Annotated in this window: 20 protein-coding genes; 8 read left to right on the forward strand and 12 right to left on the reverse strand. The window is 62.1% G+C overall.

What is annotated here, in order from left to right:
- Positions 1 to 94 precede the first annotated feature (94 nt).
- The 6 genes from ACYSTU_RS04520 (at position 95) to ACYSTU_RS04545 (ending at position 6,400) form a co-directional block, all read left to right on the forward strand.
- Positions 95 to 571: an RNA polymerase sigma factor gene (locus ACYSTU_RS04520; RefSeq protein ID WP_498997206.1), complete on the forward strand. Its 477-nt coding sequence runs from the start codon at positions 95 to 97 to the stop codon at positions 569 to 571.
- The gene (locus ACYSTU_RS04525; protein WP_136493075.1) at positions 568 to 1,542 is read left to right on the forward strand and encodes a FecR domain-containing protein; all 975 of its coding nucleotides are present in this window, start codon (positions 568 to 570) and stop codon (positions 1,540 to 1,542) included. Before ACYSTU_RS04520 ends, ACYSTU_RS04525 begins: the two co-directional genes overlap by 4 nt.
- 258 nt (positions 1,543 to 1,800) lie before the next feature.
- On the forward strand, positions 1,801 to 4,227 hold the full coding sequence (locus ACYSTU_RS04530; protein WP_498996359.1) for a TonB-dependent siderophore receptor: 2,427 nt from the start codon (positions 1,801 to 1,803) through the stop codon (positions 4,225 to 4,227).
- A gap of 74 nt (positions 4,228 to 4,301) precedes the next feature.
- Positions 4,302 to 5,432, forward strand: a complete 1,131-nt coding sequence (locus ACYSTU_RS04535; RefSeq protein ID WP_136493077.1) for a PepSY-associated TM helix domain-containing protein — start codon at positions 4,302 to 4,304, stop codon at positions 5,430 to 5,432.
- The gene (locus ACYSTU_RS04540; RefSeq protein ID WP_016772844.1) at positions 5,429 to 5,608 is read left to right on the forward strand and encodes a hypothetical protein; all 180 of its coding nucleotides are present in this window, start codon (positions 5,429 to 5,431) and stop codon (positions 5,606 to 5,608) included. Before ACYSTU_RS04535 ends, ACYSTU_RS04540 begins: the two co-directional genes overlap by 4 nt.
- Positions 5,609 to 5,770: 162 nt before the next feature.
- Positions 5,771 to 6,400: a glutathione S-transferase gene (locus ACYSTU_RS04545; RefSeq protein ID WP_051600799.1), complete on the forward strand. Its 630-nt coding sequence runs from the start codon at positions 5,771 to 5,773 to the stop codon at positions 6,398 to 6,400.
- A 181-nt stretch (positions 6,401 to 6,581) separates the two neighbouring features.
- On the opposite strand, the gene creD is transcribed toward ACYSTU_RS04545, so the two are convergent.
- From creD to rloA2, 4 genes are all read right to left on the reverse strand, one after another.
- On the reverse strand, positions 6,582 to 7,949 hold the full coding sequence (gene creD / locus ACYSTU_RS04550; protein WP_498996364.1) for a cell envelope integrity protein CreD: 1,368 nt from the start codon (positions 7,947 to 7,949) through the stop codon (positions 6,582 to 6,584).
- Between the two features lie 132 nt (positions 7,950 to 8,081).
- Positions 8,082 to 9,500 (reverse strand): two-component system sensor histidine kinase CreC, encoded by a 1,419-nt coding sequence (creC, locus tag ACYSTU_RS04555; protein ID WP_476307473.1) that lies wholly within the window; start codon positions 9,498 to 9,500, stop codon positions 8,082 to 8,084.
- Positions 9,500 to 10,180, reverse strand: a complete 681-nt coding sequence (creB, locus tag ACYSTU_RS04560) for a two-component system response regulator CreB (RefSeq protein ID WP_016772840.1) — start codon at positions 10,178 to 10,180, stop codon at positions 9,500 to 9,502. Before creB ends, creC begins: the two co-directional genes overlap by 1 nt.
- A gap of 69 nt (positions 10,181 to 10,249) precedes the next feature.
- Positions 10,250 to 10,756 (reverse strand): retropepsin-like aspartic peptidase RloA2, encoded by a 507-nt coding sequence (gene rloA2, locus ACYSTU_RS04565; RefSeq protein ID WP_336464639.1) that lies wholly within the window; start codon positions 10,754 to 10,756, stop codon positions 10,250 to 10,252.
- A 258-nt stretch (positions 10,757 to 11,014) separates the two neighbouring features.
- On the opposite strand from rloA2, the gene yihG reads away from it, so the two are divergent.
- Positions 11,015 to 11,902, forward strand: a complete 888-nt coding sequence (yihG, locus tag ACYSTU_RS04570; RefSeq protein WP_498996368.1) for a 1-acylglycerol-3-phosphate O-acyltransferase, YihG family — start codon at positions 11,015 to 11,017, stop codon at positions 11,900 to 11,902.
- Position 11,903: 1 nt separating this feature from the next.
- Here the strand turns inward: yihG and ACYSTU_RS04575 are convergent, their stop codons facing one another.
- Positions 11,904 to 12,461, reverse strand: coding sequence for a DUF2780 domain-containing protein (locus ACYSTU_RS04575; RefSeq protein WP_041476745.1), 558 nt, complete (start codon positions 12,459 to 12,461; stop codon positions 11,904 to 11,906).
- Positions 12,462 to 12,695: 234 nt separating this feature from the next.
- Between ACYSTU_RS04575 and ACYSTU_RS04580 the strand changes: the two genes are divergently transcribed.
- Positions 12,696 to 13,076, forward strand: coding sequence for a hypothetical protein (locus tag ACYSTU_RS04580; RefSeq protein ID WP_071173848.1), 381 nt, complete (start codon positions 12,696 to 12,698; stop codon positions 13,074 to 13,076).
- Between the two features lie 58 nt (positions 13,077 to 13,134).
- On the opposite strand, the gene fdhA is transcribed toward ACYSTU_RS04580, so the two are convergent.
- From fdhA to glyA, 7 genes are all read right to left on the reverse strand, one after another.
- The gene (gene fdhA, locus ACYSTU_RS04585) at positions 13,135 to 14,334 is read right to left on the reverse strand and encodes a formaldehyde dehydrogenase, glutathione-independent (RefSeq protein ID WP_016772834.1); all 1,200 of its coding nucleotides are present in this window, start codon (positions 14,332 to 14,334) and stop codon (positions 13,135 to 13,137) included.
- 175 nt (positions 14,335 to 14,509) lie between these two features.
- Complete coding sequence (gene purU / locus ACYSTU_RS04590) at positions 14,510 to 15,367, reverse strand: formyltetrahydrofolate deformylase (RefSeq protein ID WP_039757644.1); 858 nt, start codon at positions 15,365 to 15,367, stop codon at positions 14,510 to 14,512.
- Between the two features lie 188 nt (positions 15,368 to 15,555).
- Complete coding sequence (locus tag ACYSTU_RS04595) at positions 15,556 to 16,188, reverse strand: sarcosine oxidase subunit gamma (RefSeq protein ID WP_498996373.1); 633 nt, start codon at positions 16,186 to 16,188, stop codon at positions 15,556 to 15,558.
- Between the two features lie 133 nt (positions 16,189 to 16,321).
- Positions 16,322 to 19,339 carry a sarcosine oxidase subunit alpha gene (locus tag ACYSTU_RS04600; RefSeq protein WP_110646293.1) on the reverse strand — a complete coding sequence of 1,006 codons (3,018 nt, stop codon included), beginning with the start codon at positions 19,337 to 19,339 and terminating at the stop codon, positions 16,322 to 16,324.
- Entirely contained in the window at positions 19,336 to 19,665 is a 330-nt protein-coding gene (locus ACYSTU_RS04605) for a sarcosine oxidase subunit delta (protein WP_016772830.1), read from the reverse strand. Before ACYSTU_RS04605 ends, ACYSTU_RS04600 begins: the two co-directional genes overlap by 4 nt.
- Positions 19,666 to 19,679: 14 nt before the next feature.
- The gene (locus ACYSTU_RS04610) at positions 19,680 to 20,930 is read right to left on the reverse strand and encodes a sarcosine oxidase subunit beta (RefSeq protein ID WP_016772829.1); all 1,251 of its coding nucleotides are present in this window, start codon (positions 20,928 to 20,930) and stop codon (positions 19,680 to 19,682) included.
- 21 nt (positions 20,931 to 20,951) lie between these two features.
- Positions 20,952 to 22,205, reverse strand: coding sequence for a serine hydroxymethyltransferase (glyA, locus tag ACYSTU_RS04615; protein ID WP_024014589.1), 1,254 nt, complete (start codon positions 22,203 to 22,205; stop codon positions 20,952 to 20,954).
- Between the last annotated feature and the right edge of the window lie 210 nt (positions 22,206 to 22,415).

A 22,415-nucleotide genomic window follows, 5' to 3' on the forward strand; every position in this document is an offset into this window, starting at 1 on the left:
CAGAATCGCGAACTATTCTCGTTAGTTAACATTTCCCAATCGGTGATGTCCGGTGTCGTCAGTGCCCAACCCCCACAGTGAGCTCGTCGGTGCGATGTATCGCGACCATCGCGGTTGGCTGCTGGCGTGGTTGCGGCGCAATGTGGCGTGTCCGCAGCGTGCCGAAGACCTGAGCCAGGACACGTTCGTGCGCCTGCTCAACCGCGACGAACTGCTGACGCCGCGCGAACCTCGGGCGTTTCTGGTGGCGATCGCCAAAGGCCTGTTGTTCGACTACTTCCGCCGCGCCGCGCTGGAACAGGCCTACCTCACCGAACTGATGCTGATCCCCGAAGACGAACAACCGTCGGTGGAAGAACAGCAAATGATCCTCGACGACCTCAAAGCCATTGATCGCCTGGTCGGCAAGTTGTCGACCAAGGCCCGCGCGGCCTTCCTGTATAACCGCCTCGACGGCCTCAGCCACGCCGAAATCGCAGACAAACTCGGTGTCTCGGTACCGCGCGTGCGGCAGTATCTGGCCCAAGGCCTGCGCCAGTGCTACATCGCCCTGTACGGTGAGCCGACATGACGGCGGCCAGTTCGCGCCCGGTGCCGGCGCATGTGCTGGACGCGGCGATTGCCTGGCAATTGACCCTCGACTCGAGCACCGCGCTGGAGCGTGAAGAATTCGCTAAATGGCATGCCGCCCATGAAGAACACGCCCGCGCGTGGCGTCAGTTGGGCATGCTCGATCAGCGTTTCAGCGTCGCCAAAGGCCCGGCCCGAAGCGCGTTGCTGCAATCGCGCGAAGGCATTCGCCGGCGCGTGCGCAAACTCGGCAGCGGGCTGGCCAGTGTCGTGGTGATCATCGGTCTGGGGCTGTTTGTCAGTGAACGTTATCTGCCGCTGGATTACTGGCTCGCCGATCAGCGCACCGCCACCGGTGAACAGCGTACCGTGCGCCTGTCCGACGGCACCCTGCTCAATCTAAATACCCACAGCGCGGTCGACGTGCGCTTCGATGACAAGCGCCGCTTGATCGTGTTGCAGGAAGGCGAAATTCTCGTCGAGACCGGGCATGGCGACGCGCGGCCGTTTATCGTCGAAACCCGCGAAGGCAGCATGCGCGCGCTGGGCACGCGGTTTCTGGTCAAGCGCGAGGACGATGGCACACGCCTGAGCGTGTTGCAGTCTGCGGTGGCGGCCCATGCCCAGGCCAACCCGCAAGAACAGATTCTGCGCGAAGGCCAGCAGGTGTTGCTGCGCAGTGACGGGCTGGGCTCGATTGCCGCCCTCGCCCCCGGCGCCGATGCCTGGACGCGCGGCATGCTGGTGGTGGATAACGCGCGGCTGGGCGATCTGGTGCATGAGCTAGGGCGCTATCGTCGTGGCCATCTGGGCGTGGCGCCGGAAGTGGCCGATCTGCGCATTACCGGCAGCTTTCCATTGCATGACACCGACAAGGCCCTGAGCGCTTTGCTGCCGACCTTGCCGGTGCAGATCGAGCGGCATACGCCGTATTGGGTCACCGTGGCGAAGGCGCAGCCCTCCGCCCCTTGACATGATCGTTCTCACGCTCTGCGTGGGAATGCAGCCCGGGACGCTCTGCGTCCCTGCCGAAGCGGACGCAGAGCGTCCATTGAGGCATTCCCACGCGGAGCGTGGGAACGATCAATGTGGGAGCGAGCCTGCTCGCGAAGGCGCCATCAGCCGCACAACCATTTCCTGCCAAAAAGAATTTCCACCCAGCCCTATCACTTTTCCAATCTCGTCCGGCACACAGGCAATTGAGAAATATTTCCATTCAGGAGCCGCCGTATGTCCCGTTCGCCAGACACCTTGTTGCGCCCCAGTCTGCTGGCTTTTGCCATCGCTTTCGGCACGCCGCTGATCAGCTGCCCGTTGCTCGCCGCTGAGCAAGCGTCCAGCGTGCGCGCCTACAACCTGCCGGCGGCGCCGCTGTCGACCACCCTGAACCAGATCGCCAGCCAGGGCGGCCTCGCCCTGTCGCTCAATCCTGCGCTGGCCGCCGGCAAAACCTCGGCGCCGGTCAACGGCCAGTACGACGCCGCCGGTGCCCTGCGCGCGGCTTTGCGCGGCACCGGTCTGCAGCTGGAACAGAGCAGCGCCGGCACTTACACCCTGGTGGCCGTGCCGGAAGGCACGCTGGCCCTGCCGGAAACTTCGGTCATCGGCGTGGAAAACTTCGAAAGCGCCTGGGGCCCGGTCGAAGGCTACACCGCGACTCGCACCGCCGCCGGCACCAAGACCGACACCGCGCTGGTCGAAGCACCGCGTTCGATTTCGGTGGCAACCCGTCAGCAAATGGACGACCGCAGCGTGCACAGCCTCGATGACGCGGTGCGCTACATGCCGGGCATCACCGCCAGCAGCTACGGCAGCGACACCCGCGCCGACTGGCTGCGCGTGCGCGGTTTCGAACCGACCCAGTTCCTCGATGGCCTGCCGCTGCCAAAAGGCGTGTACGCCAACCCGAAACAGGAAACCTGGAACCTCGACCGCCTCGCCCTGCTGCGTGGCCCGGCCTCGTCGGTGTACGGCCAGACCCCGCCGGGCGGTTTGCTCGACATGGTCAGCCGCCGCCCGAGCGCTGAAGCCAGCAGCGAAATCCAGTTGCAATACGGCAGCGACAACCACCGACAGATCAACTTCGCCAGCACCGGCAAGATCGATGACGCCGGGCAGTTTCTCTATGGCCTCAGCGGCGTGGTGCGCGACAGCGGCACCCAGGTCGACCACGTCGACAACAAGCGCTACAACATCGCGCCGAGCCTGACCTGGAACATCGATGACGACACCAAACTCACTCTGCTGAGCCAGTTCACCCGCGACGACACCGGCATCACCAGCCAGTTTCTGCCCATTCAGGGCACCAAAATCAAATCGCCGCTCGGTGATATTTCCCATCACAAGAATCTCGGCGATCCGGATTGGGAATACTACGACCGCACCTACTACGCGTTGGGTTATGCCTTCGAACATCGGTTGAACGATGTCTGGCAGTTCAAGCAGAACCTGCGCTACACCAAGTCGGACCTGTCGTTCCAGTCGCTGACACCCGGTTCCTACCCGTTCACCACCGTGGATGCAGAGGGCAACGTCGGCCGCACCAGCACCAGCGTCGACGAAGACATCAGCCAATTTGCCGTGGACAACAACTTCCAGGCCGACTTCGCCACGGGTGAGGTTCGCCACACCTTGCTGCTGGGTCTGGATCACCAGCGCAGCAACACCAACTACACCTCGATCTTTGGCGATGGTCTGCAAACCAATGTCATCAACCCGATCTACGGCCAGCCGATCGTACGTCCGGCGCGCTCAACCGCGTTTTACGACTACAACCAGAAGACCTACCAGACCGGTCTCTACGTGCAGGACCAAATGGCTCTCGACCAGTGGCGCCTGACCCTCGGCGGCCGTGAAGACTGGGTGCACACCAGCACCCAATTCATCAACCAGAGCGACGCCACCAACACTCAGCGTGACAAGAAATTCAGCGGCAACGCGGCGCTCAGCTACGTCTTCGATAACGGTTTCGTGCCGTACCTGTCCTACGCCGAGTCGTTCCAGCCGACCACGGGCGCCGATGCCACCTCGACCGGCTCGCTCAAGCCGACCGAAGGCAAGCAGTGGGAACTGGGCATCAAATACCAGCCTCCGGGCAGCAAGACCCTGCTGACCGCCGCCGTGTATGACCTGACCCAGAAGAACGTCGCGGTGAACACCTTCGTCAACAACGTTTCGGTGACCAGCCAGACTGGCGAAGTGAAGGTCAAAGGCCTGGAGCTCGAAGCGGTGTCGGATGTGACCGACAACCTCAAAGTCATCGCCGCCTACACCCTGGCCAAATCCGAAGTGCAGAAAGGCGTCGACAAGGGCAACCGCCTGCAACTGATGCCCAACCAACAAGCCTCGCTGTGGACCGACTACACCTGGCACGCCGGCGTGCTCGACGGTTTCGGTATCGGTGCCGGCGTGCGCTACACCGGCAACACCTACGGCGACAAGGCCAACACCTGGCTGGGCAAGGCCGATGCCTATACCGTGTTCGACGCCAGCGTGCATTATGATCTCGGCCGTCTGGACAACAGTCTCAAAGGTGCATCGCTGGCGGTGAACGCGACCAACCTGTTCGACAAGGACTACATTTCCACCTGCGACAGCTTCTACTGCTACTACGGCGACCAGCGCAGTGTCGTCGCCAGCGCCACTTACAAGTGGTAAGCCAGTGAGCTGAAACAGGCCCTGTTCCCAGGCCGTCCGCACCGGGCGGCTTTGGTGTTTTTGAAGGTCATGCAATGAAAAGTAAAACCATCCGCCGCTGGTCGTTCATCCACACCTGGACCAGCCTGATCTGCACCGTGTTTCTGCTGATGCTGGCGCTGACCGGTCTGCCGCTGATTTTCAGCCACGAGATTGATCACGCGCTGGGCAACGCCCCGGAACTGCGCGAGATGCCGGCCGACACGCCGCAACTCGATCTGCAGCAACTGGTCGATGCCGCCCAGAAACATCGCCCGGGCGAAGTCATGCAGTACTTCGGTTATGACGACGAAGAGCCGAACGCGGCGTTCGCGATCATGGCCAAGACTGCCGACACCGAGCCGAACTCTTCGCACACCTTCATGCTCGATGCGCGCACTGGCGAAGCGCTGGAAACCCCTTCGGCCAACGGTGGCTTGATGCTGTTCATCCTGCGCCTGCACGTCGACATGTTCGCCGGGCTGCCGGGCAAGCTGCTGCTGGCGTTCATGGGTCTGTTGTTTGTCGTGGCGATCATCTCCGGCACGGTGCTGTACCTGCCGTTCATGCGCCGCTTGAAATTCGGCACGGTGCGTCAGGACAAATCAACGCGGCTGCGCTGGCTCGATCTGCACAATTTGATTGGCGTCGTGACCCTGACCTGGTGCCTGGTGGTGGGCGTGACCGGGGTGATCAGCGCCTGCGCCGACCTGCTCATCGCCGCCTGGCGCAACGACGCGTTGACCACGCTGATCGCGCCGTATCGCGATGCGCCGCCGCTGACCCAACTGGCGCCGGCTACGCGGCTGCTCGACATCGCCGAGGAAGTCGCACCGGGGATGAAGCCGGATTTCATCGCCTTCCCCGGCACCCGTTTTTCCAGCGAGCACCATTACGCGGTGTTCATGAAGGGCGGCACGCACCTGACCTCGCATCTGCTGACGCCGGTGCTGATCGATGCCACGACGCTGCAAGTCACCGCCGTGGCCGAACGGCCGTGGTACATGGACGCCATGGGCATGTCGCAGCCGCTGCACTTTGGTGACTACGGCGGCATGCCGATGAAGATTCTCTGGGCAACCCTGGATGTGCTGACAATCATTGTGTTGGCCAGTGGCGTTTACCTTTGGGTAGTGCGGCGCAAGGCGGCCAAGCCTGTTCTGGAAACGGCGGAGGCCTCGGCATGAAGCCGCGTCAGTCGAGTTTCTGGAAGGTTTTCAGTACACCGATCGTGATCGCCCTGCTCAGTGCGGCGGGGCTGTTTGCGGCGTTGCTGGGGGATGGAATCTGGGATGCCTTGAGCTGGGTCGGGCTTGGTGTGCCGGCATTTCTGGCGATAAGAGGTTTTCTGCCGCGAAGCTGAGAATCCCTTGTGGGAGCGAGCCTGCTCGCGAAAGCGCCCAGACATTCAACATCACAGTCGACTGTCACGACGCCTTCGCGAGCAGGCTCGCTCCCACATGGGTTCTGCGCCGGACGCGAGCAGGCTATGCTGCCCGATCATTGTCCTGATCGAGACCTTGCCATGTCCGCCCCCAGCATGACCCTGTACCACAACACCCTGTCGCCCTTTGTCCGCAAGGTCATGGTGCTGCTGCACGAAACCGGTCAGCAGGATCGTGTCGCGCTGCAGGACTGTGTGCTCAGCCCGGTCAGCCCGAACCCGGAGCTGATCGCCGACAACCCGTTGAGCAAAATCCCCGCCCTGCGCCTGGCCGATGGCAATGTCATCCATGACAGCCGCGTCATCCTCGAGTACCTCGACCAGCAGCACGTCGGCAATCCGCTGATCCCCCGTGAAGGTGCGGCGCGCTGGCGGCGCCTGACCCTGGCGTCGATGGCCGACGGGATCATGGATGCCTCGGTGATGGTGCGTTATGAAACCGTGCTGCGCCCGGTGGAAAAACACTGGGACGAATGGCTCGACGCCCAGCGCGACAAGATCCGCCGCGCCCTCGCCGTGCTGGAGAGCGAAGCGATTGCCGAGCTGACCAGCCACTTCGATGTCGCGGCGATCAGCGTGGCCTGCGCGCTGGGCTATCTGGATCTGCGCTTCCCGGACATGGACTGGCGTGCAGCCAATCCGCAACTGGCCAACTGGTATTTCGAGGTGAGTCAGCGACCGTCCATGGTGGCGACGATGCCCAAGCCCTAGATCTGGGCTGCCTGTTCCGGCCTCTTCGCGAGCAGGCTCGCTCCCACAGTTGACCACATTCCAATGTGGGAGCGAGCTTGCTCGCGAATGCACCAACTCGGTTTCGGAGGTAGTGACGCAATAAGCAGCGTCACCAAAACCTCCGCTTCCCGCTGTTCCTCGCGTAACCCAAGCCACCCGCTCATTGCATCGCCTCCACGTCAAACTCCAGCGGCTTGGCGGACTTCAAACCAATCCCGTACCAGTCCAGTTTGCGCGTCAGCACCATGAACACGCCGAGCAGACCGAACAGCATCAGCGAGCCCATCAACAGCGCGTAATCCTCGGCGCTGAGCAAGCCGCACAGCAGGCCATACAGCGCCGCCAGCCCGGCCGAGAAACTCAAGCCGTGCCGCGCGCTGCGCAGGACGTGGCTGACATAGAAGCCGATCAGCAACACGCAGCCACTCGCCGACAACAGATACGCCAGCGCAAAACCGATGTGTTCCGACAGCGACAACAGCAGCAGGTAAAAGAATGCCAGCGCAACACCGACCAGGGCATATTGCACCGGGTGCACCGCCAGGCTCTTGAGCACTTCGAAGAGGAAGAAACCGGCGAAGGTGAGGACGATGAACAGCAGCGCGTATTTGATCGCCCGATCGCTCTTCAGGTACTGATCCACCGGATCGATGAAGCTGACGCCGAAGCTGCGGCCGTTGAGTGCATCACAGTCGCCAGCGACGCAGCGCTCCATTGCCTCTTGCAGGTTGGTGGAGAAAAACGAGGTCTGCCAGTCGGCGCTGAAACCCTGATCGTTGATCTCGCGCTTGGCCGGCAGGAAGTTGCCGACGAAGCTGGGGTGCGGCCAGTTGGCGGCGAGGCTGACACTGCTGGTCTTGCCCACCGGCACCACCCGCAGCGAGCCGGTGCCTTGCAGGCGCAGGTCGAAACCGAAGGTCAATTGCGTGGCTTTGCTGGCGTCGAGCGCCGGCAGGGTCACGTGTACGCCCTCGCCGATCCAGGCCACTTCGCTGCCGGGCACGAAGTCAAGTTGCTGGCCGCCGAGCTCGAGTTTCAGCGCGTTTTCGATGCCGCGAATATCGCTGATACCGACGGCAAGGAACGGCGCGTCGAATTGGTAATCGGCAAAATTCTCCTTGATGCCCAACTGCGCCGGCAGGGAAAAATGCCCATCGATGCGGTTGTCGGCGTGGAACAGCCGTGCCTCGTAAATGCCGCGTTTGCGCAGTTCGGTCTGCACCTGGCCGTCGAGTTCGAAACGCTCCGGCAGAAAGTACAGACGCCCGCGCGCTTCGCTGACTTCTTCGTAGCGCTTGTTGGTTTTCTCGTTGGTCTTCCAGGTGCGCACCACCTTGCGATACGGCACCACCATCACCGGCCCGGTCAGTTGCTGGCTGTAACTGGAGCTGCGCGCGATGTCTTCGAGCACACCGTCGCGCAGTTGCTGACGCTCATCGATGATGCCGTCGATCATCAGCAAGGGGATCAGCAACAGCAGGATCAGCAAGGCGATCGCGCCGAGTTTGATGGTCAGATTCTTGTTCATGGGACTCTCCCTGTTTGGATGGGAGAAGTCTGCTGATGCGGTGTGGAGGGAATGTGCGGGCAATATGGAGATTGTGTGGAGAATGCATTCCCCTGTGGGAGCGAGCCTGCTCGCGAAGGCCGCGACTGGGTTTCAAGGCAAGCGCAATACCACCTCAACCCCGCCCTCGACATTGCCAATGCGCATCACCCCGTCATGCAACTTGACCACCTCTTCAACGAAGTTCAGCCCCAGCCCGGTGCTCTTACGTCCGCTGTCCGGGCGCGGCAACGAGTAGAAGCGTTCGGTCAGGCGTGGCAAGGCGTAATCGGGAATCGGCGTGGTCTGGTTGAACAGGCGGAACTCGATCTGCTCGCCAACCCGCTCGGCGCTCAAGCGCAACAGCCCCGACGTCGGGGTGAAATCGAGTGCGTTTTCCAGCAGATTGCCCAACGCCTGGCGCAGCAGAAACGGCTCGCCAATCAACAGCAGATCCTCGCCGATCGCTTGCTCGACGCGCAGTTGTTTGCCCTCGATCCGCGCGGCCTGCGCCTTGAGCAGTTCTGCGACCAACAGCGCCAGCGGCACTGCCACCCGTTCTTCCAGCCCTTGGCGTTGTTCGACTTGCGCCAGGTTGAGCAGGCGCTCGATCAACTGCTGCATTCGCGCGCTTTCGCTGTCGATGTTGCTGACAAAGCGCAAACGCTGGACGGCCGGCATATCACTTTGCAGCAACTCCGCCGCGCCCCGGATCGCCGCCAGCGGACTTTTCAATTCATGGGTCAGGGTGTGCACGTAGCGCTCGACGTAGGCCTTGCCTTCGAGCTGCGTGCGCATCTGCTCGACCGCTGTGGCCAGTTGCTCCAGTTCGCCGCCGCGATAGTGCGGCACTTCCACGCGCCGGCCTTCGCTGACCGCCTGGGCATAACCGGTCAAACGGTGCAGCGCGCGGCTGAGCCACCATGAGAGCAAGGCGCCGAAGAGCAGGCCGAGGCCGATCAGTCCGGCGCCGTAAAACAGCAAGCGCCGCTCGGTGCGATCGACGTAGGGTTGCAGCGAACTGTTGGGCTTGGCCACGGTGACCACGCCGATAATCTTGCCGTTGTCGCGGATCGGCGCGCCGACGTGCATCACTGAAGAGCTCGGATCGTCAGGATCGCTACGGCTGGAGCGCGCGCCGTACTCGCCGCGCAGGGTCAGGTAAACATCGTTCCAGCGTGAATAATCCTGGCCGACTGCGACGCCGCTGGAGTCGAGCACGACGATGCCCTTGGCGTCGGTGACGTAGATGCGGTGGTTGACCTGGTTCTTCGGCAAGCCCCAGATGGTCGCTTGCGGCTGGCGCTCGCCATAGGCGCGGAGCAATTGCGGCCAGCGGTTCTCGCTGAGGGTGCCGGCCTTGAAATCGTCGCGCAGGATTTCTGCCATCAGGTTGGCGGTGTCCACCAGCGTCTCCTCGGTGGACTGGCGCACGCCGGGGCGGATTTCCTCCATCACCGTGTTGAGGACGAAATAGCCGGTCAGGCCGACAAACAGCACGTACACCAGAAAGATCCGCAGCCCCAGCGACATCAGCTGTGCCCCGGGCTATAGCTGTAACCGAGGCCGCGATGGGTCTGGATCGGCTCGGCCTCGGCGCGCACCAGGCGCAACTTGGCGCGCAGGCTTTTGATGTGGCTGTCGATGCTGCGTTCGTAACCGGCATCGGCCGCTACGCCCAGCGCATCGAGCAATTGCTCGCGGCTGAACACCCGCTCAGGTTGTTCGAGCAGGCATTGCAACAAGCGGAATTCATGGCGGGTCAGGCTCAGCGGCTGGCCGCGATAGCTGATCTGCACGCGTTCGGCATCGATGCGAAACAGCGTTGAGCCTGCTTCCAGGGTCGGGCGCGGCGCCATGCGTTTGAGGATGGCTTTGACCCGCGCCGCCACTTCACGCGGGCTGAACGGCTTGACCACGTAATCGTCGGCACCGATCTCCAGACCCACCACGCGATCGATCTCGGCGTCGCGGGCGCTGAGAAACAGCACCGGCACTTCCGTGAAGCGTCGCAACTGCTTGCAGGTTTCGAAGCCACTGATGTCCGGCAGGCCGATATCGAGAATGATCAGGTCGGCCGGGGTTTGTCGCTGATGCTCCAGCGCCGCCGCGCCGAGGTTCAGCCACGTGGTGCTGAACCCCTCGCCCTGCAAGGCAAAAATCAATGTGTCGGCAATCGCCGCTTCGTCTTCGACAATCAGGATGTGCGGCATGGCGTCCGAGCCCGTGGCAGTTAGTGCGCGAACGGTGCCCCAAGCCCGGGGTTACGTCAATCAGACCGCTTAGCAGCCAGGCTTGTCGGCGGTGTAACGCCGCGCCGGGTTGACCGCCGCGCCGAACTCGCGCAAGGCCTTGGCGCCGATCAGCAGCGGATAGTTGAAGTGGCTGCGGTCGGTCAGGTTGACCTCGACGGTGCGCTTGACGTTGCCCAGGCACAGTTCCAGATCGACCACCGGGCGCTTGGCGACATCGCTGCTGTCGCGCTCTTCATCGTCCTCGTCGGAACGGCTTTTGATCTTGCTGATCCGCGCGACCTTGTGCTCGAAAACCTTGTTGCTGGCGTCCTTGGTGGCGAGGCGGAAACGCACCCAGTCTTCGCCATCGCGGGTGAAGGTCTCGATGTCCTTGGCCGACAGCGAGGCGGTCAGCGCGCCGGTGTCCATCTTGGCCTTGAGCACTTCGCCACCGATTTCCGGCAGCGCGATGTATTCGTAGCGACCGTACAGCGTCGGCTCGGCGGCCATGACCGGCAGCGCAACGAGGGCAAACAGAGCAAGGAGGGATTTCACGTAAGGGTTTTCCTTGGGAGGTTGGGCAACGGCATTTTAGACCGTCGCACGGTTGATCGTTCCCACGCTCTGCGTGGGAATGGATCCAGTGACGCTCTGCGTCACAGGGGACGCGGAGCGTCCCGGGCGGCGTTACCACGCAGAGCGGGGGAACGATCAGGTTAACGGGACTGAAGTGAAACATTCGTCAGCGCCGATTTGGCCTGCTGCGCGAAGCTGCTTATCATGGCTCGCCCCTGCCACTTCATAGAGTTGCTTATGCGCCGCCTGCTCACCGGCTGTTTCGTCACCCTGTTGCTGTTGCTCAACACCCTGATCCTGATCGGGCCGTTGATGGTGTTCGCCCTGCTCAAGCTGGTTGCACCCGGGCGCTGGCGGGATTACGCGTCGGGGGCGGTGATGTGGATTGCCGAGACCTGGGCCGAGATCGACAAGCTGATCTTCCAGCTGTGCATCCCGACGCAGTGGGACATTCGCGGCGGCGACGATCTGCGCCGCGACACCTCCTATCTGGTGGTCAGCAACCATCAATCGTGGGTCGATATTCCGGCACTGATCCAGACCCTCAACCGGCGCACGCCGTTCTTCAAATTCTTTCTGAAAAAAGAGCTGATCTGGGTGCCGTTCCTCGGCTTGGCGTGGTGGGCGCTGGATTACCCGTTCATGAAGCGCTACACCAAAGCCTTTCTGGCAAAGAACCCCGAGCTGGCGGGCAAGGATCTGGAAATCACCAAAGCGGCGTGCGAGCTGTTCAAGCGCCAGCCGGTGACGGTGGTGAATTATCTGGAAGGCACTCGCTACACCCTGGCGAAAAGCACCCAGCAGGAATCACCGTTCAACCACTTGCTCAAACCCAAGGCCGGCGGCGTGGCGTTCGTGCTGGCGGCGATGGGTGAACAACTCGACGCGATGCTCGATGTGACGGTGGTGTACCCGCAGGAAAAAATCCCGGGCTTCTGGGACTTGATCAGCGGCAGCGTGCCGCGAGTGATCATCGACATCAGGACCCGCGAACTCGACCCGGCGCTGTGGCAAGGCGATTACGAGAAAGATCCGGCCTTTCGCCAACACGTCCAGAACTGGGTCAACCAGCTCTGGACCGAGAAGGATCAGCGCATCGTCGAACTGCGCAATGAGCGCGGCTGACTCAGGTGCCCGTGCCGACACCCCAGATGCTGCCCAGGCTGCTCAACAGCGAACCGCCGACGCCCTGCTGACCGAGGTATTGCAGGAGCACCGGGGCAAACTGGCCGATCATGCCGCTGTCCATGCCCAGCGCGCTGAACGCGTTGTTGAGGTCGTTGCTGTCTTTGACATTACCCAGCGCATTCTCAAGGCCAGCGGACTTGCCGGACGAACCGAGCAACGCGCCCAGCGCCGCCAGATTGCCGCTGCCACCGGACAACTTGTCGATGCCCGGCACTTCCTTGGCCAGTTGCGAATAGTCGGTGCTGCTCAACTGATTCTTCGCCAACCCGAGCATCGCACTGGTACCGCCAACGGCCTGCTCCGGCGTGACGTCCAGTGCACTCAGAGCACTCAACAAACCAGCGGTCTCCGAGGTCGGCGCCGCAGCAGCCGCCTTGTCACCACCCTGCATTCCCGCTACCGCACCGGCCACGTCGTTCAAACTGAAACCGGCAAACACCGGCCCGGCGGCCAGAGTCAGGAGCGATGCCAGGGCAAAACCGCGTGAAATCTTCATTCAGACATCCTCTTATTTCTTGGGCTCCATCAACAGGCGGAGCTGCGCCTTTTGACCGGAGACTCAATGAGCTGTTCCAGAACCGGGAAATGATATTAGTCCGGCCGACCACTGCTCGCGATAAAACCCACCTGATTCATTCCTAATGGTTCTCATAAACTGTCATATATGACAGTAGTCGTCGCAATGCTTCCGGGGCATGGTTGACCTTCAACTCGCCAAGGAAATGGAATCATGCGTATCGCAAGACTATTCACGCCGCTCTGTTTAGCAGTTACTGCAGGCCTCGCACAGGCAGACACCTGCCCCGTGCTTTCAGGCATGCAAGAGGCCAGGGATGGTTCTGAGCTCAAGGACAACTTCGGTAGAATCTGGAAGGTGGCGAATCCGAACGAGCTGAAAATCAACAGGGGCACTGAGTTTGAAAGCGTTACGCACATTACCGAAGACGAAGACGAAACCGGTCCAATCCTGGTCAATCAGATAAGTTGCCGTTATGGAAACATTGCCTTGGTAGCAGATGTCGCTCACTTCGAATCGACATCCAGCGATTGGACGAAAACCGGTCAATGCACTGCGTCGTTAACTCAGTGCTCCTTTAGCACGAATGAATAACGATTAGCGGAAATGAAAAAGGCGGCATTTCGGCCGCCCTTTTTGTCACCTTGATCCGTTACGCCGCACTGAACAACTTATGCGGATCAATCACAAACTTCTTCGGCACACCCGCATCGAACTCGCCGTAACCTTCCGGCGCCTGATCGAGGCTGATCACTTGCACGCCGACCACTTCGGCGATGTTGATGCGGTCCCACATGATTGCCTGCATCAACTGGCGGTTGTACTTCATCACTGGAGTCTGCCCAGTGTGGAAGCTGTGGGATTTGGCCCAGCCCAGGCCGAAGCGGATGCTCAGGCTGCCCATTTTCGCCGCGGCGTCGACGGCGCCCGGATCTTCGGTGACGTACAGGCCCGGGATACCGATCTTGCCGGCAACGCGCACCACGCCCATCAGTGAGTTGAGCACCGTGGCCGGGGCTTCGGCCTTGACGCCGTCGTGGCCGTGGCCGCGTGCTTCGAAACCGACGCAGTCCACCGCGCAATCGACTTCCGGCTCGCCCAGCAGCGCGGCGATCTGTTCGTGCAGCGGGGTGTCCTTGGACAGGTCGACGACCTCAAAGCCCTGTGCCTTGGCGTGGGCCAGGCGGATGGTGTTGACGTCGCCGACGATCACCACCGCCGCACCGAGCAAGCGTGCGGAAGCGGCAGCGGCGAGGCCGACCGGACCGGCGCCAGCGATGTATACGGAGCTGCCCGGGCCAACGCCGGCAGTGACCGCGCCGTGGTAACCGGTCGGGAGGATGTCGGAGAGGCAGGTCAGGTCGCGGATTTTCTCCATGGCCTTGTCGCGATCCGGCAGTTTCAGCAGGTTGAAGTCGGCGTACGGCACCAGCACGTATTCGGCCTGGCCACCGGTCCAGTCGCCCATGTCGACGTAACCGTATGCGCCGCCGGCACGGGCCGGGTTGACGGTCAGGCAGACGCCGGTGTGTTGCTCCTTGCAGGAACGGCAGCGCCCGCAAGCCACGTTGAACGGAACAGAGACCAGATCGCCGATCTTCAGGTTTTCGACGTCGGAGCCCTTTTCGATCACCTCGCCGGTGATTTCGTGACCCAGCACCAGACCGGTCTGCGCCGTGGTCCGACCGCGCACCATGTGTTGGTCGGAGCCGCAGATGTTGGTGGAAACCACTTTGAGGATGACCCCGTGTTCGATCTTGCGACCGCGCGGGTCCTGCATTTTCGGATAGTCGATTTTCTGTACTTCGACCTTGCCAGCGCCGAGATACACCACACCACGATTGCCAGACATGCTTTCACCTCGCTGTTGTTTTTATGGAACTGCGTTGCCCCGGTTGGGCAGCGCGTTGAGTGCTCGGGTATTGCTTGTTGGTCTTGCGTTGTTTGTTATGGCCCCTTCGCGAGCAGGCTCGCTCCCACATTGGAATGCATACCCCTGTGGGAGCGAGCCTGCTCGCGAAAGCGATCTAGAGAACGACGGTTCTGTTGGCGTTCAGGAACACCCTTCTTTCGATGTGATACCCGACCGCCCGCGCCAAGGTCAGGCCTTCGATATCCCGGCCCTTGGCAATCAGGTCCTCGGGATAATGACTGTGATCCACCGCCTCGACGCCCTGGGCGATGATCGGCCCTTCATCGAGATCGTTGTTGATGTAATGCGCCGTCGCGCCCACCAGTTTCACGCCCTTGTTGTAGGCCTGGTGATACGGCTTGGCGCCCTTGAAGCCCGGCAGCAGGGAGTGATGAATGTTGATCGCCTTGCCGTCGAGCTTGCGGCACAGCTCCGGCGACAGCACCTGCATGTAGCGGGCGAGGATCACCAGTTCGGCACCGGCCTCTTCGATCACCTGCCAGACCTGACGCTCCTGCGCCGGTTTGTCATTGGGGTCGAGAGGGAAATGGTAGTAGGGAATCTGGTGCCAGTCGGCCAACGGCTTGAGATCCGGATGGTTGGACACCACCGCCGCCACGTCCATCGACAACTGGCCGATGCGCTGGCGATAGAGCAAGTCGTTGAGGCAGTGATCGGCCTTGGACACCATGATCACCACTTTCGGCCGGTAGTTCGGCGCGGTCAGCTCGAAGAGCATGCCGAACGCCTGTCCGCGCTCGGCCAGACCTGCGCGGAAGGATTGCTCGTCGAAGCCGTCGGGCTGACGGAATTCCACGCGAATGAAGAAGCGCCCCGAGAGGCGGTCATCGAACGAGTGGTGCTCGGTGACATAACAGCCCTGCTCGAACAGAAAACGCGTGACCGCGTCCACCGTGCCGAGGACGCTGGGGCAGTCGGCGGTCAGAATCCATGTGTCTGGGGCGCGGCTCATATTTTTTCCTCTGATCGTTCCTACGCTCTGCGTGGGAATGCCGCCATGGACGCTCTGCGTCCGCTCTTGGGACGCGGAGCGTCCCGGGATGCATTCCCACGCGGAGCGTGGGAACGATCATCTATCTGCTCCCTTTCCCCTCTCCCCCTTGGGGGAGAGGGCTGGGGTGAGGGGTAGCTTTTGATCTTTCAGGCCTGAACGCTGAGGCCGTACTCGGCCGAAGCATCCTGCAACCACAACCACCAGTAATCCGAGAAGCTGCGCCGGATCAGCAGTTCCCAGGTGTCTTCGGCGGTATGACGAATCATCAGCTGCGATTTGGCGAACACCGTGCCCACCGCTTTGCCGACCGGGAAGTTGTTCGGGTGCACGTCATAGCTGGTGGATTTCATCAGCACCTGGCGCACGTTCGGCCCGCTCAGTTCGAGGATCTGCTGGCCGCCGCTGACGTTGACGATGGCAATGTGCAGATCGCCCAGCGCTTCGCGCAGTTTCTGCTCGGCGGCGAATTCCTCACCGCTTGGCACGATCAGCAGCCACTCGTCCGGGCCCATCCATTGCAGGCTGGTTTCGCCTTTGACGATCACGCTCAGCGCGCCGGGCAATTCAATGCCCAACGCTTTGTGCACACCGGCCGCGAACGCGGCATCGTGGCCATCGCCACGAATGGTCAGGTGGCCGAGGAGTTTTTTCTCACGCCCGATCACGCCGGCGTTCTTGCGGCCCTTGCCGACCAGGCTGGCGAGGTCGGCATGGTGCAGCGACGACTCGGCACGGGCGCCGGTGGTCGGGCGTTGCTGGTAAACATTGGCTGTGGTCATAAAGCACCTTCTGAATTCTGTTGATCGTTCCCACGCTCTGCGTGGGAATGCCGCCATGGACGCTCTGCGTCCGCTCTTGGGACGCGGAGCGTCCCGGGATGCATTCCCACGCGGAGCGTGGGAACGATCAGTGTCAGATGTTCTGGCGATCACCCTTCGGATCGAAGAACACCGAAGAAACGATTTCCGCCTCGATCACGCTGCCATCGGCCAGCGGTGCGAACACCCGCTCGCCCATGCGCTTGAGACCGCCCTTGACCACACCCATGGCAAACGAATAACCGAGGGAGTTGTGCGCGTAGCTGGAGGTCACGTGGCCGACCATGGTCATCGGGATCGCCTGCTTGGTGTTGAACACCAGTTGGGCACCTTCCGGCAGCCATTTGGTCGGATCGATCGGCTTGAGGCCCACCAGTTGTTTGCGCTGGTCTTTCACGCAATCTTCGCGGTTCATGCCGCGCTGGCCGATCCACGAGAACGGTTTGGTGCGACCGACACACCAGCCCATGTTCAGGTCGTCCGGGGTCATCGAGCCGTCGGTGTCCTGGCCGACGATGATGAAGCCCTTCTCCGCCCGCAAAACGTGCATGGTTTCGGTGCCGTACGGCGTCAGGTTGTACTGCTTGCCGGCCTCGACGATTTTCTCCAGCACGCCCATCGCATAATCGGCCTGCACGTTGACTTCGTACGACAGCTCACCGGTGAACGAGATACGGAACACCCGCGCCGGCACATCGCCGACCAGACCTTCTTTCCAGGTCATGAACGGGAACGCTTCGTTGCTCAGATCGATGTCGGTCACGGCGCTGAGCAGCTTGCGGCTGTTCGGCCCGGAGAGGGTCATGGTCGCCCAGTGGTCGGTGACCGACGTGAAGTACACCTTCAGGTCCGGCCATTCGGTCTGGTGGTACAGCTCCAGCCATTGCAGTACGCGCGCGGCGCCGCCGGTGGTGGTGGTCATGACGAAATGGTTGTCGGCCAGACACGCGGTCACACCGTCGTCGAAGACCATGCCGTCTTCCTTGCACATCAGACCGTAGCGAGCCTTGCCCACGTCGAGCTTGGTCCAGGCGTTGGTGTACACGCGGTTGAGGAACTCGCGGGCATCCGGGCCTTGGATGTCGATCTTGCCGAGGGTCGAGGCATCGAGCAGGCCGACGCTGTCGCGCACGGCTTTGCATTCGCGCTTGACCGCCGCGTGCAGGTCTTCACCGTTTTTCGGGAAGTACCAGGGACGCTTCCACTGACCGACGTCTTCAAACTCGGCGCCGTTCTTCACGTGCCAGGCATGCAGCGCGGTGTAGCGCACCGGTTCGAAGATGTGCCCGCAATGCCGACCGGCCACGGCGCCGAAGGTCACCGGCGTGTAGTTCGGACGGAACATGGTGGTGCCCATCTGCGGGATGGTCACGTTCAGCGAACGGGCGGCAATGGCCAGACCGTTGACGTTGCCGAGCTTGCCCTGATCGGTGCCGAAGCCCAGCGCGGTATAGCGCTTGACGTGCTCGACCGACTCGAAACCTTCGCGGGTCGCCAGTTCGATGCCACCGGCGGTGACGTCGTTCTGGAAGTCGACGAATTGCTTCGGTGCACGCGCCGAGTTTTTCTCGTGCGGCACCTGGAACAGCGCCAGGGTCGGCTCTTCGAGACGGCTCAGGGCTTTCGGCAACACGCCTTCGACGGTCTGGAAACCGGCTTCGGCAGCAGCGCGCACGCCACCTTCAAAACCGTCGGCCAGCGAATCGCCGAGCGCGTAGACGCCATTGATGCCACCGACGCACACGCGCTTCTGCGGTGCTTCGCCCGGTACGAAACCGAGAATGTCTTCACGCCAGACCGGTTTGCCACCGAGGTGCGAAGCCAGGTGAACCACCGGGCTGTAACCGCCGGAGCTGGCAACCAGATCGCAGTCGAGCCATTCGCCCGGGCTGGTCACGGCGTGTGCCTTGACGTCAATCGCGGCGACGCGGGCAGCGGTCACACGCTTGCTGCCACGCACTTCGATGACGGCGCTGCCGGTGAGGATGCGAATGCCTTTGGCGCGCGCTTCTTCGACCAATGCACCGCGCGGATTGCTGCGGGCGTCAGCGATGGCGACGACTTGCAGACTGGCATCGAGCCAATCCAGAGCGACACGATAGGCGTGATCGTTATTGGTCGACAGCACGAGTTTTTTGCCTGGCGCCACGCCATAGCGACGCACGTAGGTCGACACCGCACCAGCGAGCATGTTGCCCGGCACGTCGTTGTTGCCGTAGACCAGCGGACGCTCGTGGGCGCCGGTCGCCAGCACCACGCGCTTGGCGCGGACACGGTGGATGCGCTGACGCACCTGACCGATCGGCGCGCGGTCACCGAGGTGATCGGTGAGACGTTCGTGAATGGTCAGGAAGTTGTGGTCGTGGTAGCCGTTGACCGTGGCGCGCGGCAACAGCAGCACGTCCGGAGTGTTCTTCAATTCAGCGATGACACTGGCGACCCATTCCATCGCCGGTTTGCCGTCGAGGCTTTCGCGGGAATCAAGCAGGCTGCCGCCGAACTCTTCCTGCTCATCGGCCAGAATCACGCGGGCACCGCTGCGCGCAGCCGCCAGGGCAGCGGCGAGACCGGCCGGGCCGGCACCGACGATCAGCACGTCGCAGTGCTGGTTCATGTAGTCGTAGGTGTCCGGATCGTTCTCGGTCGGCGAACGGCCGAGGCCGGCAGCCTTGCGGATGTACTTCTCGTAAGTCATCCAGAACGATTGCGGGTACATGAAGGTTTTGTAGTAGAAACCCGGCGGCATCAGCTTGCCGCCGACCTTGCCGAGAATCCCCATCATGTCGTTGTTGACGCTCGGCCAGCCATTGGTGCTGGTGGCGACCAGGCCCTGATACAACGCCTGTTGCGTGGCGCGCACGTTGGGAATCTGCGTGGCTTCGGTGGCACCGATCTGCAGCACCGCGTTCGGCTCTTCGGAACCAGCCGCGAAGATGCCGCGAGGGCGCGAATACTTGAAGCTGCGGCCGATGATGTCGACGCCGTTGGCGATCAGGGCAGCGGCCAGCGAGTCGCCTTCATAGCCTTTGTAGGTCTGGCCGTTGAAGGTGAAGCTCAGCACTTTGTTACGGTCGATCCGTCCACCGTTGGACAGGCGATTGGTCTGGCTCATACCTTCTCTCCCAGCGCCGTCGTGGCTGTTTTCGCAGTGCCAGCCTTGTCGGTGAATTGCGGCTTCTCGCCGATCTTGTAGCTCTCGAGAATCTCGTAGGTCACGGTATCGCGAGTGACGTTGAAGTACTGGCGGCAACCGGCAACGTGGTCCCACAACTCGTGGTGCAGACCGCGCGGGTTATCGCGGAAGAACATGTAGTCGCCCCACTCTTCATCGGTGCAGGCGTTCGGATCCAGCGGACGCGGGATGTGCGCCTGACCGGATGCGTGGAATTCCTCTTCAGAGCGCAGTTCGCCGCAGTGAGGACAGAAGATATGCAACATGGGGATTTCTCCTGTTAGTGGGCGACGGCAGCAGCGCCGTGTTCGTCGATGAGCGCGCCGTTGTGGAAACGGTCAATGGAAAACGGTGCGGCCAGCGGGTGCATTTCACCCTTGGCCAGACTCGCGGCAAACACGTTGCCCGAACCCGGTGTGGCCTTGAAGCCACCGGTGCCCCAACCGCAGTTGAAGAACATGTTTGGTACCGGCGTTTTCGAGATGATCGGGCAAGCGTCCGGGGTGGTGTCGACGATGCCGCCCCACTGGCGGTTCATGCGTACGCGGGACAACACCGGGAACATCTCGACGATGGCCTGGATGGTGTGTTCGATCACCGGGTACGAACCACGCTGGCCGTAGCCGTTGTAGCCGTCGATACCGGCGCCGATCACCAGGTCGCCCTTGTCGGACTGGCTGATGTAACCGTGCACGGCGTTGGACATGATCACACTGTCGATAATCGGTTTGATCGGCTCGGACACCAGCGCTTGCAGCGGGTGGGATTCGATCGGCAGGCGAAAACCGGCAAGCTTGGCCATGTGCCCGGAGTTACCGGCCGTCACCACGCCGACGCGCTTGGCGCCGATGAAACCCTTGTTGGTTTCAACGCCGATGCACACGCCATTTTCCTTGCGGAAACCGATCACTTCGGTCTGCTGGATCAGGTCCACACCCAAGGCATCGGCGGCACGGGCGAAGCCCCACGCCACGGCATCGTGACGGGCGACGCCGCCGCGACGCTGCACGGTGGCGCCCATGATCGGGTAGCGGGTGTTTTTCGAGCAGTCCAGGTACGGAATCTCGTCCGCCACCTGCTTGGCGTCGAGCAGTTCGCCGTCGACGCCGTTGAGGCGGTTGGCGCTGACCCGACGCTCGGAATCACGGATGTCCTGCAGGGTGTGGCACAGGTTGTAGACGCCACGCTGGGAGAACATCACGTTGTAGTTGAGATCCTGCGACAGGCCTTCCCACAATTTCATCGCGTGTTCGTAGAGGTGCGCCGACTCGTCCCACAGGTAGTTGGAGCGCACGATGGTGGTGTTGCGCGCGGTATTACCGCCGCCCAGCCAACCCTTCTCGACCACGGCGACATTGGTGATGCCGTGCTCCTTGGCCAGATAGTAGGCCGTCGCCAGGCCGTGCCCGCCGCCGCCGACGATGACCACGTCGTAGACTTTTTTCGGGGTGGGCGTGCGCCACATGCGCTGCCAGTTTTCGTGGTGGCTGAGCGAGTGTTTGAACAGGCCGAAGCCGGAATAGCGTTGCATAGTCATTACTCCAAAACCGACTCAGCGATAAACCGGGAAGTCTGCGCACAGGGCCGAGACCTGCTGGGCGACATTGGCCTCGACATCGGCGTCGCCGAGGTTGTCGAGGATGTCGCAGATCCAGCCGGCGAGGGTTTCGCACTGGCTGACCTTGAAGCCGCGCGTGGTCACCGCCGGGGTGCCGATGCGCAGGCCCGAGGTCACGAACGGCGACTGCGGGTCGTTCGGCACGGCGTTCTTGTTCACCGTGATGTGCGCGCGGCCCAGCGCGGCGTCGGCGTCCTTGCCGGTCAGGCCCTGACGGATCAGGCTGACCAGGAACAGATGGTTGTCGGTGCCGCCGGAGACCACATCGTAGCCACGCTTGATGAACACGCTGGCCATCGCCTGGGCGTTGTCGATCACTTGTTGCTGATAAGCCTTGAAGCCAGGCTCCAGCGCTTCCTTGAAGCACACCGCTTTACCGGCGATGACGTGCATCAGCGGGCCGCCCTGGGCGCCGGGGAAAACGGCGGCGTTGAGCTTCTTCTCGATCTCTTCGTTGGACTTGGCCAGGATCAACCCACCACGCGGACCGCGCAGGGTCTTGTGCGTGGTGGTGGTGACCACGTCGGCGTACGGCAGCGGATTCGGGTACAGGCCCGCAGCGACCAGACCGGCGACGTGGGCCATGTCGACGAACAGCAGCGCGCCGACCTTGTCGGCGATTTGGCGGAAGCGCGGGAAATCCAGAGTCTTCGAGTAAGCGGAGAAACCGGCAACGATCATTTTCGGTTTGCACTCGACGGCCAGACGCTCGACTTCGTCGTAGTCGATCAGCCCGGTGTCGGTGTTGATGCCGTACTGCACAGCGTTGTAGAGCTTGCCCGAGGACGACACTTTCGCGCCGTGGGTCAGGTGACCGCCGTGGGCCAGGCTCATGCCGAGGATGGTGTCACCCGGCTGGATCAGCGCCAGGTACACGGCGCTGTTGGCCGAGGAGCCGGAGTGCGGCTGGACGTTGGCATAGTCGGCGCCAAACAGTTGCTTGGCGCGTTCGATGGCCAGCGCTTCGACTTTATCCACATGCTCGCAGCCGCCGTAGTAGCGCTTGCCCGGATAGCCCTCGGCGTATTTGTTGGTCAGGCCGCTGCCTTGCGCCTGCATGACGCGCTTGCTGGTGTAGTTCTCCGACGCGATCAGCTCGATGTGATCTTCCTGACGTTGCTCCTCGGCATTCATCGCCGCCAGCAGTGCATCGTCGTAACCCTGGATCTGGTCTTGCTTGCTGAACATCGCGTCTCTCCCAGCGGCATCTGTGCGCCATTCGTCTCGGTAAGGCACTGGCAATGATGGCAGTGCCCTTTGATGCGATGGTATGACCGGCACAGACAGCTCAAATGCCTGCGGACGCCACGCAAAGGTGCGTTTACGACATGGCTGGAAATGACCTTGTGGGAGCTGGCTTGCCAGCGATGGCGGCGGCACATCTGGCATGGATGGTGG

The organism is Pseudomonas glycinis, from assembly GCF_054871425.1.

Bases quoted from the DNA above. Each gene is read 5' to 3' on its own strand.
- creB (WP_016772840.1), bottom strand. From the start codon at position 10,180: ATGCCGCACATCCTGATTGTCGAAGACGAAGCGGCGATTGCCGACACA.
- ACYSTU_RS04545 (WP_051600799.1), top strand. From the start codon at position 5,771: ATGTCCGCCCCCAGCATGACCCTGTACCACAACACCCTGTCGCCCTTT.
- creC (WP_476307473.1), bottom strand. From the start codon at position 9,500: ATGTCGCTGGGGCTGCGGATCTTTCTGGTGTACGTGCTGTTTGTCGGC.
- ACYSTU_RS04575 (WP_041476745.1), bottom strand. From the start codon at position 12,461: ATGAAGATTTCACGCGGTTTTGCCCTGGCATCGCTCCTGACTCTGGCC.
- ACYSTU_RS04580 (WP_071173848.1), top strand. From the start codon at position 12,696: ATGCGTATCGCAAGACTATTCACGCCGCTCTGTTTAGCAGTTACTGCA.
- ACYSTU_RS04525 (WP_136493075.1), top strand. From the start codon at position 568: ATGACGGCGGCCAGTTCGCGCCCGGTGCCGGCGCATGTGCTGGACGCG.
- ACYSTU_RS04535 (WP_136493077.1), top strand. From the start codon at position 4,302: ATGAAAAGTAAAACCATCCGCCGCTGGTCGTTCATCCACACCTGGACC.
- ACYSTU_RS04520 (WP_498997206.1), top strand. From the start codon at position 95: ATGTATCGCGACCATCGCGGTTGGCTGCTGGCGTGGTTGCGGCGCAAT.
- ACYSTU_RS04595 (WP_498996373.1), bottom strand. From the start codon at position 16,188: ATGACCACAGCCAATGTTTACCAGCAACGCCCGACCACCGGCGCCCGT.
- ACYSTU_RS04605 (WP_016772830.1), bottom strand. From the start codon at position 19,665: ATGTTGCATATCTTCTGTCCTCACTGCGGCGAACTGCGCTCTGAAGAG.
- fdhA (WP_016772834.1), bottom strand. From the start codon at position 14,334: ATGTCTGGCAATCGTGGTGTGGTGTATCTCGGCGCTGGCAAGGTCGAA.
- ACYSTU_RS04610 (WP_016772829.1), bottom strand. From the start codon at position 20,930: ATGCAACGCTATTCCGGCTTCGGCCTGTTCAAACACTCGCTCAGCCAC.
- yihG (WP_498996368.1), top strand. From the start codon at position 11,015: ATGCGCCGCCTGCTCACCGGCTGTTTCGTCACCCTGTTGCTGTTGCTC.
- ACYSTU_RS04530 (WP_498996359.1), top strand. From the start codon at position 1,801: ATGTCCCGTTCGCCAGACACCTTGTTGCGCCCCAGTCTGCTGGCTTTT.
- glyA (WP_024014589.1), bottom strand. From the start codon at position 22,205: ATGTTCAGCAAGCAAGACCAGATCCAGGGTTACGACGATGCACTGCTG.
- ACYSTU_RS04540 (WP_016772844.1), top strand. From the start codon at position 5,429: ATGAAGCCGCGTCAGTCGAGTTTCTGGAAGGTTTTCAGTACACCGATC.
- creD (WP_498996364.1), bottom strand. From the start codon at position 7,949: ATGAACAAGAATCTGACCATCAAACTCGGCGCGATCGCCTTGCTGATC.
- purU (WP_039757644.1), bottom strand. From the start codon at position 15,367: ATGAGCCGCGCCCCAGACACATGGATTCTGACCGCCGACTGCCCCAGC.
- ACYSTU_RS04600 (WP_110646293.1), bottom strand. From the start codon at position 19,339: ATGAGCCAGACCAATCGCCTGTCCAACGGTGGACGGATCGACCGTAAC.